Here is a 13,636-nt window from a genome sequence, read left to right as displayed (position 1 = left end):
GTGTTCGCGCGCACTGACGGGTTCCGTCACGGCAAGCCGCTGCGCTGCACGGGACTGGCGCGGGCGACGGTGTGTCTGGGGTTGATCAACCTGGTGCACAACCTGCGCCGGCTGGTGACGAAGCGGAAGATGGCGCTGGGGCTGGCATGAAAAGGATGTCTGGAAGCCCCCCGAAAGAGGCCGCGCCATCCAGGCAAGGGACGCCGATGGGGAGAACCCAAAAAGATTCGATCGCTGCGTGCCCGTCTTGTCGCACGCCTAGCCAAAGGCACGGCACCGCCACCGACGCATCGCAAGTTTTGTTGCTTTGCACAAAGTTGTGATGGAACGCACGCTTGCGGCTATGGACAGCCGGTCGCCGCGGTGCACAAACTGAAGCCGCAAGGAGATCGGCGACATCACCAAACGCAACAGGGAGCGTAGGCCATGACTCGCGTTTGTAGCCCCGAAGCGTCGCGCAAGTGCAAAGGACAGTCCGAGCGGTGGCGGCAGCGTTCTGCCGGAACCCATCACACCGCCGGGTTGCACAAGCCACTCCAATGACTGGTTGAGGTGGGCCCCTTGCCCGCCTGCCCGCGTTCGTCGAAGGCGGGGACGGAGCGTACTTAGCTCCGCGCAACGAAGAAGCCTCTGTTACCTGGAATTTTCCGGGTCCGACGTTGACGGCCATTGCTTATGCATTCGTCCAATGCGGGCCGAGAGGTTTGTTCCAGGAGTGGTCACCAACGCCGGATGCCCGTAGCGGTTTCGGATGGCAGCGACCGGATGGTCGGTTTCTGCCGCCTGCAGAACCCAAGGTGCTTCGAAGGGAGAGCGCAGTTATGGACGCATTGCATGGTGTTTCGCTGCCGCTGACCACGGCCCAGCGCGGCCTCTGGGTGGGGGAGAAGATCGCCGCCGCCGACGCCACGATGAACATCGCCGAGCTGATCGAGATTTCCGGCCCTGTCGACCCCGCGCTGTTCCTGCGCGCCTTGCGACAGCTCACCAACGAGGCGGACACGCTGCGCATCTGCGTGGTCGAACGCGACGGGCGGCCCTTGCAGGTGGTGCGTCCAGTCTATGAGGGCGAGTTGCCCTACATCGACGTCAGCGCCGAGCCCGATCCCAAGGCCGCCGCCGAGGCCTGGGCCCGCGCGGAGCTGACCCGACCGGTGGACCTAGCTCACGACTGGCTATGGGTGAGCGCCTTGTTCAAGGCCGCCGAGGACCGCTACTTCTGGTACCAGCGCGCCCACCACGTGGCCTATGACGGCTACAGCGGCGGCATGAGCGCGCGCCGGATGGCCGAGCTCTACAACGCCTACCTGGAAGGCCGCGAGCCCGAGCCCAGCGGCTTCGGTTCGCTGGCCTCGCTGGTCGAGGCCGAGGCCGCCTACCGCGACTCCGACCGCTTTCGCCGCGACCGCGAGTACTGGAAGGAGCAGCTCGCCAACCTGCCCGAAGCGGTCACCCTGTCGCGCAATTCGCGCCGCCACAGCATGGGCGGGCTGCGCCACAGCGTCGGCTACCTGCCGGTGGAGACCGCGCAGCGGCTGGCGGAGCTCGGCAAGCTCGCCGGCGCCAGCCTGCCGCAGGTGCTGATCGGCCTGGTCGGCGCCTATTACCACCGTGCCACCGGCGCCAACGACCTGGTGATGGGCATGCCGGTGTCCGGCCGCATCAACCATGCCCTGCGCAGCGCGCCGGGCATGGTCGCCAACGCGGTGAGCATCCGCCTGGCCTTCGGCCCCGAGACGACCGCGACCGAGCTGTTCGCCCAGGTCGCCAAGGTGGTGCGCCAGTCGCTGCGCCACCAGCAATACCGCTACGAGGACCTGCGCCGCGACCTCGGCCTGATCGGCCAGGGCCAGCACCTGGCCTGGCTGGGCGTGAACATCGAGCCGTTCGACTACCAGCTGAAGTTCGGCGAGGCCGGCGCCACCTCGCACAACCTCTCCAACGGCTCGGCCGAAGACCTCACCGTCTTCATCTTCGACCGCGGCAACGGCCATCCGCTGTGCCTTCACTTCGACGCGAACCCGGCGATGTACGGCATGGACGAACTCGACGAGCACCGCCGCCGGCTGGTGCGCCTGGTCGAGGGCGTGCTGGCCGAGCCCGGGCGGCCGCTGGGGCAGATCGACATCCTCGGCGAGGCGGAGCGCCACCGCCTGCTGCATGCGTGGAACGACACCGCCGCCGAGCTGGACTACGCGAGTATCCCCGCGCTGCTCGCGCAGCAGGCCGCACGCACGCCGGATGCGCCGGCGGTGGTGTCCGAGGACAGCGTGCTGAGCTACCGCGAGCTCCACGAGCGCAGTTTGCAGCAGGCCCGCCGGCTGCTCGCCGACGGCGTGCGGCCCGGCGACATCGTGGCCGTGGCCCTGCCGCGCGACGAGCAGCTCGTGGTCGTGCTGCTGGCGATCATGCGCGCCGGCGCGGCCTACCTGCCGATCGATCCGGACGGGCCGGCCGAGCGCGTGGCCGCGGTGCTGGAGGACGCAAGGCCGGTCGCGATGATCGCCCGCCCGGCGCTGCGCGAGCGTTTCGCCCGCGGCGACATGCTGTGGCTGGCGCCGGGCGCGCACGCCGGCGAGCTGCTTCTTGGCGTGCCGGCGGAGCCCGACTTCGCCGCGCCCGAGGCCACCGCCTACGTGCTGTTCACCTCCGGCTCCACCGGGCGGCCCAAGGGCGTGGCGGTGAGCCACCACAACCTGCACAACTTCCTCGAGGGCATGCGCCAAGAGCTGAAGCCGACGGCCGCCGACCGCTTCCTCGCGGTGACCACCATCCTGTTCGACATCGCCGGGCTGGAGCTGTACCTGCCGCTGCGGGTCGGCGCGCGGGTGGTGATGGCGAGCAGCGAGGCGGTGCGCCATCCGCCGATGCTGGCGCGGCTGATCCAGCGCAGCAGGGCCACCCACATGCAGGCCACGCCGTCGCTGTGGCGGATATTGCTGGCCAGTCCGGAAACCCGGCTGGACGGCGTGCACGCGATGGTCGGCGGCGAGGCGCTGAGCGCGGAGCTGGCCGGCAAGCTGCGGCGCATGGCCGCGCGGCTGACCCAGTTCTACGGGCCCACCGAGACCACGGTGTGGTCCACCGCCTTCGAGGTGGGGGCGGTGGGGGCCGAGGCGCCGCCGATCGGACGGCCCATCCTCAACACCCGGCTGTACGTGCTCGATGCGTCGCGCCAGCCGGTGATGACCGGCGCCATCGGCGAGCTGTACATCGGCGGCGACGGCGTGGCAAAGGGCTATCTCAACCGGCCCGAGCTGACCGCCGAGCGCTTCCCGCTCGATCCCTTCGCGGCCGATGGCCGCCGCATGTACCGCACCGGCGACCTGGTGCGCTGGCGCGACGATGGCGTGCTGGAATTCATCGGCCGCGCCGACGACCAGGTGAAGATCCGCGGCCATCGCGTCGAGCCGGGCGAGATCGAGAGCCAGCTCGCGCGCTTCCCAGGCGTGGCCGAGGCGGCCGTGGCGGCGCACCGCGACCCGGACGGCACGGCCTCGCTGGCCGGCTACCTGGTCGCGCGGCCTGGCCTGGCGCTGGACCTGGGCGCCGTGCGCGGCCATCTCTCCGGCCAGTTGCCCGAGTACATGATCCCGGCCAGCCTGCAGGTGCTCGACGCGCTGCCGCTCACGCCCAATGGCAAGCTGGACCGCAAGGCGCTGCCGGTGCCCGAGCGCGGCAGCGACGTGGCCTATGCCGAGCCCGTCACCGCGGTGGAGAAGAAGCTGGCCTCGCTCTGGCAGGACGTCCTCGGCCTCGAGCGGGTCGGGCTGCACGACAACTTCTTCGAGCTTGGCGGCGACTCGCTGAGCGCGGCGGAGATGATCGCCCGCTTCTCCGGGCACTTCGCGGTGGAGCTGCCGCTGGGCAGCCTGTTCGAGGCTTCCACCATCGCGGGCCTGGCGGCCTACCTGCAGCGCGCCGAGAGCGCGAACGATCCGCTGGGTGCGGTGCTGCCGCTGCGTCCCGCCCGGCAGGAGCGGCCGCTGTTCTGCATCCATCCCGTGGTGGGCTTGAGCTGGGGCTATGCCAGCCTGCTGCGCCACCTCGAGGCGAGGCTGCCGGTCTACGGCCTGCAATCGCGCAGCCTGCGCGGCGACTCGGCGCTGCCCGCCAGCATCGAGGCGATCGCGGCGGACTACATCGCGCAGATCCGCCGCATCCAGCCCGCGGGGCCGTATCGCCTGCTGGGCTGGTCGCTGGGCGGGTTGATCGGCCACGCGATCACCGCCCAGCTCGAGGCGCAGGGGCAGCGCGTGGAACTGCTGGCGATCCTGGACGCCTATCCCTTCGTGACCGATCCCGCGCGCCAGCGCGGCGAAGAGGCCAGGGACGTGCAGACGGCGCTGCACTTCCTGGGCTTCCACCGCCTGGCCCTGGAGCAGCCGCCGCGCAGCATGGACGAGCTGGCCGATCTGCTCTGCCGCGAATACGACGTGCTTTCGCTGCCGCTGGTGCAGGGGCTGATGAAGAACGAGCCGGACCTGATCAGGCACGTGACCGCGGTCACCCGCAACAACCTCGAGCTGGCCCGCCGCTACGTGCCTTCGCGGGTCGCCGTCGACGTGGTGTATTTCAACGCCGCGGTGAAGGAAACGGCGGCGCTGGAAGGCAGCCTGCACTACCACCCGTCGGCCTGGCATCCCTACGTGGGCGGACGCTTCGAGGTGCACGATGTCGACAGCGATCACCAGTCCATGCTGGACGCGGCGCCGGCCGCGCACATCGGCCGGGTCCTGCAGCAGAAGCTCGACGGCCTGCGCGCGGTCAGGCCGGCGGCGCGTCCCGCACCGGTCAGGGAGGAAGAGGAGATCATGGAGTCCATGCCCGCCCATGCCTGAGTCATGCGACGGGACGGCCGCGGCAGGCGTCGCGGCCGGAGCAGGGAAGGGCCGCGGCGGTGGCGCCACGGCAATGATGGAGAAGGTGGCCATGGATGGCTGCCTTTTGATCGCCGCGTTCACGGACGAGCGCGCAAGTGCGGGTAAGCGCGCGGCCATGGACGGCCGCTTTTTGATCTTCGCATCCACGGACGAACGCACCAGCACAGGAAGCCGGGCATGAGCGGGCAGGCGCCGATCGCGATCTTCACCATCGGCACGCAGGGCGACATCCGCCCTTGCGTGGCTCTGGGCCAGGGCCTGCAGCGCGCGGGCCATCCGGTGCGCATCGTCACCAGCGCGAACTTCGCCGAGCTGGTGCGCGGCGGTGGCCTGGAGTTCCGTCCGCTGACCGCGGATTTCCAGGCCCTGCTCGAGGGCGACCGCAGCATCGCCGACCGCGGCCTGGACATGCGGGCGATGGCCCGCATCTTCCGCGACACCTTCGCCGACTGGGCCACGCGCTGGGTCGAGGAGGGCCGGGCTGCCAGCGAGGGCGCGGGGCTGCTGATCGGCGTGGGCAACAGCACCTTGCTGGCCCAGGCACTGGCCGAGGCGCAGGGCGTGCCGTTCGTGCGCGCCCAGCTGCAACCGCTGACGCCCTCGCGGCTCATGCCGCCGATGGTGCTGGCCGGCTCGCGGCGCCGGCTGCCGGGCGCGATCAACATGGGAGCCTACCACCTGCTGCGGCTGCTGGTGTGGAAGGTGATGAAGCCGGCCATCGACGGCATCGTGCGGCCGCAGCTCGGCCTGCGCGGCTATCCCTGGTACGGGCCTTATTTCAACGAGGGCGAATCGCGCGGCCGGGTGATCTACGGCTTCAGCCGGCACGTCGTGCCGCGCCCGGCGGACTGGCCGGCGCTGGCCCAGGTCTGCGGCTACTGGTTCCTCGACCAGCCCCGGTGGGAGCCGCCGCCGGCCCTGCGGGACTTCCTGGAGGCCGGGCCCAAGCCGGTCTACGTGGGCTTCGGCAGCATGGTCAGCCGCGATGCCGCGTCCTTCACCGGGACCGTGCTCGCCGGTGTGCGCAAGAGCGGCCTGCGGGCGGTGCTGGCCACCGGCTGGGGCGGCCTCGAGGGTGCCGACGGCGTCCGCGACGAGCGGATCTTCTTCCTGCGCAACGCACCCCACGACTGGCTGTTTCCGCGCATGGCCGCGGCCGTCCATCACGGCGGCGCAGGCACCACGGCGGCGGCGGCGCGCGCGGGCATCCCTTCGGTGTTCGTGCCCTTCTACGGCGACCAGCCGTTCTGGGCCCGCAGCATGGAAGAGCGCGGCGTGGCGCCGCCCGCCCTGGATCGTAGCCGGCTCAGCGCCGATGGCCTCGCCGCCGCGCTGGCCGCGACCCAGCAGGCGCCGATGCGCGACGCCGCGCGCCGGCTGGGCGAGCAGGTGTGCGCCGAGGACGGCGTCGGCGAGGCGTTGCGCTGGCTGAGGCAGTGGAACCTGCTGCCCGCCGCGAAGCCGCAGGCGACGGCCGTCGCCCTGGAGGGGGCGGCATGAAGCTGGGCCTGGGCAACCTGCTGGGCGGCCTCGGCGTGGCCGCCGCCGTGTTCGGCCGGCACGCGCTGCGTCCTCGCCCGGTCCCGCGCAGCCTGGCGCAGCGCCTGGAGATGTTGCCTTGCACCGATGCGCCGGTGCGCGCGCCCGTCACGATCCGCTGGAACGCCTACCAGGTGCCTTTCATCGAGGCCGCGAGCGACCGCGACCTGATGGTCGCGCTGGGCGCCGTGCACGCCCACCTGCGGCTGGGCCAGATCGAGCTGATGCGGCGCATCGCCTTCGGCCGGGTGGCTGAGATGATCGGCCCGCTGGGCGTGGAGATCGACCGCTCGCTGCGCCTGTTCGATTTCGGCCGTGCCGTGCCGGCGATGCTGGAAGCGATGACGGAGGAGGAGCGCGATCTGGCCGAAGGCTTCGTGGCCGGGATCAACCACGTGCTGCTGGACGGCGGCGAGAAGCCGCCCGAATTCGCCCTGCTGGGCATCGAACCGGAGCCGTGGACGCTGCGCGACCTGCTGACCCTGGGGCGGTTGGCGTCGGCCGACATCAGCTGGCTGGTGTGGCTGCGCCTGCTGCCCCTGCGCGAGCGGCTGGCGCCGGAAGTGTGGCAGGCGTTGTGGCCGCGGCTGGTGGCGGGCGGCATGCCGGCCGCGCCGGCCGCGCGCGAGCGCGATCTCGGCGGCAGGGCGGTGGGCGCGATGCTCCGCAGCGGCAGCAACTCCGCGGCGGTGGCCGCGTGGCGCAGCCGCAGCGGGGCGGCGATGATCGCCAGCGACCCGCACCTGCCGCTGCACCTGCCCAACGCCTGGATCATCGCCGGCATGCGCTCGCCCGGCTTCCATTGCGCGGGTCTGATGATGCCCGGGCTGCCGTTCATGCTGCTCGGCCGCAACCGCTGGATCGCCTGGGGCGGCACCAGCCTGCATGCGCAGGGCAGCGACCTGTTCGATGTGTCCCACCTGCCCGCCGCGGCCCTGCGCGAACGCACCGAGACGATCCGCGTGCGCGGCGGCCGCCGTCGCACGCTGCGCCTGCGCGAGAGCGCCTACGGCCCCATCGTCTCCGACGGCCCGCTGCTGGCGGCCAAGCGGCCACTGGCCCTGCGCTGGATGGGCCACCGCCCCAGCAGCGAGCTGGGGGCGATGCTCGGCGTGGCGCGGGCCCGCGATTTCGAGGGCTTCCACGGCGCGCTGCGCCGCTTCGGCGTATCCGGCGCGAACATGGTGTTCGCCGGCGCGGACGGGCGGGTCGCCCACGTGCTGGTGGGGCACCTGCCGCGCCGGCCGATGGAGGCGCCGGCCGACCTGGTGCTGCCGGTGGAGGCCGACGCCAGCTGGTCGCGGATCGCCGACACCAGCGCGATGCCGGTGCGCCTGGACCCACCCGAAGGTTTCGTGGCCTCGGCCAACGAGCGGCCGCGCGGCGGCGAGTTCCCGGTCGGCTACTTCTTCTCGCCGAACGACCGCAGCGAGCGGCTGGCCGCACTGCTCGGCGGGGACGAGCGGCTGGACGCCAGCGACCTGCGCCTGGTCCAGCGCGACGTGGCGGGTCCGGGCAGCCTGCGCCTGCGTGACCTGTTGCTGGCGGCGCTGCCCGCCGAGGTCCGCCGCGACCGCGAGCGCCGGCTGCTGGAAGCGCTGCGGCAGTGGGACGGCGACTACGGCGGACACTCGGCCGGCGCGCTGGCCTTCGAGCTGCTGCTGGCCGGCGTGGCCCGGCGGGCGGGCGAGCGCCGTCGCCTGAGCGCCTACCGGACCGTGTGGATGACCCAGCGTCTCCTGCACGAAGACCTTGCCGCGCTGCCCGCCGACACGCTGCGCGCGGCGGTCGCCGCGGCCCTGCCGAAGGCCGCCCGGCGGCTGGCGCGGTATGCGCGCTGGGGCGCAGTGCACCGCATCGCGCTGAAGCATCCGCTCGGTCACCTCCCCGGCCAGGCCCGGCTGTTCAATGCGCCGGCCTTCGAGGCCGAGGGCGGCAACAACACCGTGCACAAGAGCGGCCATTCGCTGCATGAAGGGCCGCACGCGGCGAGCTTCGGTTCCTGCGCGCGGCACATCTCCGACCTCGCCGACCTCGACGCCAATGACTTCGCGCTGCTGGGCGGCCAGGACGGCTGGCCCGGCAGCGAGAACTACCTCGACCAGGTCGAGTTGTGGCGCCGCGGCGGCTATGTCCGCGTGCCGCTCCGGCCGGAGAGCGTGCAGGCGACCTTCACGCATGCGACGACGCTGCGGCCGCCCGCGGCAAAGACCTAGACGTCCATCCCAACCAGCGCCGCCGCGCCGGGGCGCGGCGGCATGCCCGGCGCAACGACGAGGCGGCGGTTCCGCGAGGCGACATGAAAAACTTCGGCCTGATCTTCGTGCTCTACCACCCCACCGCGGATTTCCTGCGCAACCTCGAAAAGGCCGCTGCGGCCTGCACGAACGTGGTCGCGGTGGACAACTCGCCGGAAGCCGACCTGGCCCTGCACGAGGTGCTGCGCCAGCGCGGGATCGCGGTGATCTTCAACCGCAACGACGGCGGCCTCGCCGGCGCCTACAACAAGGGCGCCGAGCGGCTGCTGGCGCAGGGCTGCGAGGTGATCTTCCTGCTCGACCAGGATTCGGACATCGACGAGCGCTTCTTCGCGACCATGATGCAGGCCTGCGAAAGCCTGGGCACCGACGCCTACCTGATCGGCCCGAAGATCCACGAGATCCACCTGGGCCGCTGCATGCCGGTGATCCCGCCGGGGCGGCGCTGGCCGCGGCCGCGGCGCATCGACGGGGAGAGCGAGGGGCTGTTCCCGACCCTCTTCATCATCTCCTCCGGCACCGCGCTTTCGGCCGCGGCCTACCGCAGGCTCGGAGCGTTCCGCGAGGACTACTTCATCGAATACCTGGACATCGAATACGGCCTGCGCGCTTCCTCGCAGGGTGTGCCGGTGTACATGAACGCGGCCGCGACCATGCGCCAGACCACGGGCCGGATCGAGCGCCACGGCCGTCTGTTCACCACCAACCACGCGGCCTGGCGGCGCTACTACGGCGCCCGCAACGGCGTGCATGCGCTGTGGCTCTACCGCAGGCAGTGGGCGCTGTACTGGCTGAGCGTCCCGTTTGCCCTGTACCAGGCGCTGTGCGTGCTGCTGTTCGAGCCGCAGAAGCGGCCGAAGCTGGCCGCTGTGGCCTGCGGCCTGTGGGATGGCCTCCGGGGCCGGCTCGGCCGCTTCGAGGCGCTGCATCCGAAACTCGCGGCCTACTGCACGCAGCCGCCGCGGCGTGTCGACGCCGAGCGCGCCGAACCGCTGGCGATCGAGGAGTAGCGGCCCGCGGCGGGCGCTTTCCGCAAGCGTCTCGCGACGGCCGAAAGCCGGCGGTCTTCGCCATGACGAGGCGGCGGGAAGGGCGGCGATTGTCGCGCGAAGCATCGAGGCCGGCACGCTCGCGCCTGCCGTGCCCACCGGGCTGATCGCTGGACAATGCCGACGCGCCTGAGGAAAGATGGCGCATGCAGCACCGCCAGGAACGACCGGCATGGCTTTGGTAAATCTTCAGTACTACGCACAGTTGCGGGAACAGGCCGGCACCGGCAGCGAACAAGTTCTCACCGGCGCGGCTTCGCTGCGGGACCTCTACGAGGAATTGCGCGCGCGCCACGGCTTCTCGCTGGACGCCGCCTCGCTCAAGGTCGCCGTGAACACCCAGTTCTGCGCGTGGGATCGCCTGCTGCGGGATGGCGATACCGTGGTCTTCATCCCGCCGGTGGCCGGCGGATGAAGCGCTTCGCCATCGCCACCACGGCCATCGACCCCGCGGCACTGCGCGAGGGCCTGCGCGATCCCGGCGCGGGCGGCTTCTGCGCCTTCGAGGGCTGGGTGCGCAACAGCAACGAGGGGCGCGAGGTGGACGGGCTCGAATACGAGGCCTACGTCGAGCTGGCCATCGCCGAGGGCGAACGCATCGCCGAGGAAGCCATCGCGCGCTACGGCGTCAGCGCGGCGCACTGCGTGCACCGCACCGGCGACCTGAAGATCGGCGACATGGCCGTGTGGGTGGGCGCGTCGGCGCCGCACCGCGACGAGGCCTTCCGCGCCTGCCGCTACATCATCGACGAGATCAAGCACCGCCTACCGATCTGGAAGAAGGAGCACTACGTCACCGGCGAGACCAGCTGGGTGGCCTGCTCGCACACCTATCGCGAGCACGAGCACGAGGAGGGCGGCCATCCTCACCATGGGCATGCCCACCACGGGCACGCGCCCGCCGCGCCGTTCATGCCGGACTATTCGCGCCAGATGCGGCTGTCCGAGGTGGGCGAGGCCGGCCAGGCGCGGCTTGCCGCCGCGCGGGTGCTGGTGATCGGCGCCGGCGGCCTGGGCTCGCCCGTCATCGCCTATCTGGCCGGAGCGGGCGTGGGTACGCTCGGCCTCGTCGACGGCGACCGCGTGGATGCCAGCAACCTGCATCGGCAGACCCTCTACGACGCCCGCGACATCGGCAAGCCGAAGGTGGAGCTGGCCGCTCGCCGCGTCGCCGCCATCAACCCTTCCGTGCAGGTGCGCGCATTCGCCGAGCCGCTGCATGCGGGCAACGTCGTGGAGACGTTCGCGCAGTTCGACCTGGTGCTGGAGTGCACCGACGACATGCGCAGCCGCTACTTGAGCAGCGATGGCGCGGTGCTGAGCGGCACGCCGCTGGTCCTGGCCAGCGTGTACCAGTACGAAGGCCAGCTCCAGGTGGTGGACCCGAAGGCGGGCTTACCCTGCCTGCGCTGCCTGTGGCCGCAGGAGCCCTCGCCCGAAGCGGTGGGCAGCTGCGTGCTGTCCGGCGTGCTCGGGCCGGTGCCGGGCGTGCTGGGCGCGATGCAGGCCATGGAAGCCCTGAAGATCCTGCTGGATCTGCCCAGGCCAAAGAACGCCACGCTGGCGCTGGTGAACCTGCTGGACAACACGATCCAGCACCTGGGCATGGACACCACGGCAGGCTGCGCCGCCCACGGCGGATGCACGCACCAGGCCCGTGCCGCGCTTCGACGCGCCCAGGATCAGCGCGAGATGGACCTGTCGTTCCACAGCCTGGCCGAAGCGGTCGCTGCGGGTTTCCAACTGGTGGATGTGCGCGAGGCCAACGAGATCGCGGCCCTGCCGCTGCCGGGCGTGCCGTCGCGGCACGTGCCCTCGGGCGAGATCGCGGTGCATGCGCAAGTGCTGCGGAACGAAGGGCGCTATCTGCTGATCTGCGCCAGCGGGCGCCGCAGCGCCCACGCCGTCCAGCGCCTGCGGGCGGAGGGCGTGGAGAACGTGTATTCGCTGGCGGGCGGCCTGGCCGCGTTGTCCCTGCGGAAAGCCTCGTAGCGGCGATGGCCGTGTCGGCCCCGTCCGCACGCAGAATCACTCAATCGAGGGACGCGGTGCCCGATCGGCTTATGGTGCAATGCGCGACGCCGGCCGGCTCGAAGCCGAACGGTTCTTGTCTTGGCCCGAATCGGATGGACCTGCATGGCTGATGCAGCCGCAAGGCAATCCCCGTGAACACGCCGCAGGAATTCCCCCAGCTCTTGGCGGCGGTCCAACGGCTTCGCGCGCATCAAACGCCGGCCGCGCTGGCGACGATCGTCCGCACGCGCGGCTCCACCTTCCGGCGGGCCGGCACCAGCATGCTGGTGCATGCCGACGGCGAGGTGACCTGCGCCCTGTCGGGCGGCTGCCCGCAGCGCGACATCGTCCTGCGTGCCCTGCGCGCGATGGCCGAGGGCGCGCCGGCGCTGGTGCCCTACAATCGCGAGGCGAACTTCGACGTCATGATGGAAATGGGCTGCGGCGGCGAGCTGGAGGTGCTCGTCGAGCCCTTGCTCGATCCGGCGGATGGCCGTTTCCTGGACGTGCTCGCCGAGCTTCACGATGCGCGCGCCTGCGGCGCCGTGGCCACCGTGTTCTCGCGCGACGGCGCCGCGCTGGCGCCGCGCCCGTGGCGCCTGATCCATCAGGCGTCGGGCCATTGGACGGACATTCCGGTTCCGGCGCTGGCCGAGCGCGTCCGCACGCTCGCCGCCGCCGTCCCGCTGAACGCGCGCACCGCCGTCGAGCGCATCGAGGCGGACGGCGCGCAATGGGGCATACTGCTTGAAGTGTGGCGGCCCACACCGGCGCTGGTCGTGGTCGGGCGCAACGAGGGGGCGCTGGCGCTTTCGCGGCTGGCGCATGGCCTGGGCTGGCAGACCACCCTGGTCGAGCACCTCGCCTCCTCGCCGCCTGCCGCGCCCCCCGACGGCGTGGGCACCCTGATCGCGGCCGCGCCCGAGGCGCTGCCGCAGGCGCTTGCGTTCGACCCGCAGACGGCGGTGGTGGTGATGACGCACAACTTCGAGCGCGACCTCGCCTTCGTCCGGGCCTTGGCGCCGCTGCCCCTGGCCTACCTCGGGGTGATCGGCTCGCGGGAGCGGGCAGGGCGCATCCGCGAGGCCGTGAACGACGCCGCCACGGCGATCCACGCGCCGGCGGGCCTGGACATCGGTTCGGAGACGGCGCCGGAGATCGCGCTCTCGGTCGCGGCGGAAATCATGGCCGCGATGAACGCGCGCTCGGGCGTCCGGCTGAGCCGGACGCAGGGGCCGATCCATCCATGAACGGCGCCCGCGCCATCGGCATCGTCCTGCTCGCCGCCGGCGAGGCAAGCCGCTACGGCTCGCCCAAGCAGTTGCTCCTCGTGGGCGGCCAGCCGCTGGTGCGGCGCCAGGCGCAGGCCGCCCTGCAGGTCTCGCCCTGGGTGACGGTGGTGACCGGCGCGTACCGGGCGCTGGTCGAGCCCGCCCTGGACGGCCTTTCCGTGGAGGTGGCCTTCCATGCGGATTGGTCGTCCGGCATGGGCGGCTCCCTCGCCTACGGCGTGCGGCGCCTGCGCGGCAGGCAGCCTTCGCTGGCCGCCGTCATCGTCTGCCTTGGCGACCAGCCGGCCATTCGCGCCGACCATCTGGCATCGCTGGCGAGCGCGGCCGAGGGTGCGCCCGGCCGCATCGTGGCGGCGGCCTACGGGGACGGCGTGCGGGGCGCGCCCTGCCTTTTCCCGGCGCGCTGCTTCGACGAGCTGGAAGCCCTGCACGGCCCGGAGGGCGCGCGCCGCCTGCTGGCCCGCCACGCCGGCGAGGTGCAGGCGCTGCCCATGCCCGAGGCCCGCATCGACATCGACACGCCGGAGGACTACCGGCGCTGGCAGTCCGGCGACGCCGGATAAGGTTTCGAAGCCTAACGCTGACACCGTCCATACGTCCAT

At 71.7% G+C, this 13,636-nt stretch carries 9 protein-coding genes and 1 pseudogene; all 10 read left to right on the top strand.

What is annotated here, in order from left to right:
* The first annotated feature begins 821 nt into the window (after positions 1-821).
* Positions 822-4,841 (top strand): non-ribosomal peptide synthetase, encoded by a 4,020-nt coding sequence (locus ACH65_RS03650; RefSeq protein ID WP_064504808.1) that lies wholly within the window; start codon positions 822-824, stop codon positions 4,839-4,841.
* 73 nt (positions 4,842-4,914) lie between these two features.
* Complete coding sequence (locus ACH65_RS19640) at positions 4,915-5,064, top strand: hypothetical protein (RefSeq protein ID WP_153242466.1); 150 nt, start codon at positions 4,915-4,917, stop codon at positions 5,062-5,064.
* Positions 5,061-6,383 carry a glycosyltransferase gene (locus tag ACH65_RS03645; protein ID WP_049621218.1) on the top strand — a complete coding sequence of 441 codons (1,323 nt, stop codon included), beginning with the start codon at positions 5,061-5,063 and terminating at the stop codon, positions 6,381-6,383. Before ACH65_RS19640 ends, ACH65_RS03645 begins: the two co-directional genes overlap by 4 nt.
* Positions 6,380-8,638, top strand: a complete 2,259-nt coding sequence (locus ACH65_RS03640; protein ID WP_049621217.1) for a penicillin acylase family protein — start codon at positions 6,380-6,382, stop codon at positions 8,636-8,638. Before ACH65_RS03645 ends, ACH65_RS03640 begins: the two co-directional genes overlap by 4 nt.
* An 83-nt stretch (positions 8,639-8,721) precedes the next feature.
* Positions 8,722-9,690: a glycosyltransferase gene (locus tag ACH65_RS03635; protein WP_049621216.1), complete on the top strand. Its 969-nt coding sequence runs from the start codon at positions 8,722-8,724 to the stop codon at positions 9,688-9,690.
* A 211-nt stretch (positions 9,691-9,901) separates the two neighbouring features.
* Positions 9,902-10,144, top strand: coding sequence for a MoaD/ThiS family protein (locus ACH65_RS03630; RefSeq protein ID WP_049621215.1), 243 nt, complete (start codon positions 9,902-9,904; stop codon positions 10,142-10,144).
* Positions 10,141-10,545, top strand: a pseudogene (locus ACH65_RS21150) (molybdenum cofactor biosynthesis protein MoaE); the annotation flags it as partial. The gene ACH65_RS03630 and the pseudogene ACH65_RS21150, both read left to right, overlap by 4 nt.
* Positions 10,546-10,641: 96 nt before the next feature.
* The gene (locus ACH65_RS03625; RefSeq protein WP_336884796.1) at positions 10,642-11,721 is read left to right on the top strand and encodes a ThiF family adenylyltransferase; all 1,080 of its coding nucleotides are present in this window, start codon (positions 10,642-10,644) and stop codon (positions 11,719-11,721) included.
* A gap of 173 nt (positions 11,722-11,894) precedes the next feature.
* On the top strand, positions 11,895-12,992 hold the full coding sequence (locus tag ACH65_RS03620; RefSeq protein ID WP_049621213.1) for an XdhC family protein: 1,098 nt from the start codon (positions 11,895-11,897) through the stop codon (positions 12,990-12,992).
* Positions 12,989-13,597, top strand: a complete 609-nt coding sequence (locus ACH65_RS03615; RefSeq protein WP_049621212.1) for a nucleotidyltransferase family protein — start codon at positions 12,989-12,991, stop codon at positions 13,595-13,597. The genes ACH65_RS03620 and ACH65_RS03615 overlap by 4 nt, the downstream gene beginning before the upstream one ends.
* Positions 13,598-13,636 lie beyond the last annotated feature (39 nt).

This window comes from Frateuria defendens (assembly GCF_001182895.1).
Taxonomy (GTDB): domain Bacteria; phylum Pseudomonadota; class Gammaproteobacteria; order Xanthomonadales; family Rhodanobacteraceae; genus Frateuria_B; species Frateuria_B defendens.
The sequence above is the reverse complement of the archived record's forward strand: the minus strand, read 5'-3'. Positions and strand labels throughout refer to the sequence as shown.

What these genes read in the sequence shown, in the direction of transcription:
- ACH65_RS03650 (WP_064504808.1), top strand. Translation starts at nt 822, where the DNA reads ATGGACGCATTGCATGGTGTTTCGCTGCCGCTGACCACGGCCCAGCGC.
- ACH65_RS19640 (WP_153242466.1), top strand. Translation starts at nt 4,915, where the DNA reads ATGATGGAGAAGGTGGCCATGGATGGCTGCCTTTTGATCGCCGCGTTC.
- ACH65_RS03645 (WP_049621218.1), top strand. Translation starts at nt 5,061, where the DNA reads ATGAGCGGGCAGGCGCCGATCGCGATCTTCACCATCGGCACGCAGGGC.
- ACH65_RS03640 (WP_049621217.1), top strand. Translation starts at nt 6,380, where the DNA reads ATGAAGCTGGGCCTGGGCAACCTGCTGGGCGGCCTCGGCGTGGCCGCC.
- ACH65_RS03635 (WP_049621216.1), top strand. Translation starts at nt 8,722, where the DNA reads ATGAAAAACTTCGGCCTGATCTTCGTGCTCTACCACCCCACCGCGGAT.
- ACH65_RS03630 (WP_049621215.1), top strand. Translation starts at nt 9,902, where the DNA reads ATGGCTTTGGTAAATCTTCAGTACTACGCACAGTTGCGGGAACAGGCC.
- ACH65_RS03625 (WP_336884796.1), top strand. Translation starts at nt 10,642, where the DNA reads ATGCCGGACTATTCGCGCCAGATGCGGCTGTCCGAGGTGGGCGAGGCC.
- ACH65_RS03615 (WP_049621212.1), top strand. Translation starts at nt 12,989, where the DNA reads ATGAACGGCGCCCGCGCCATCGGCATCGTCCTGCTCGCCGCCGGCGAG.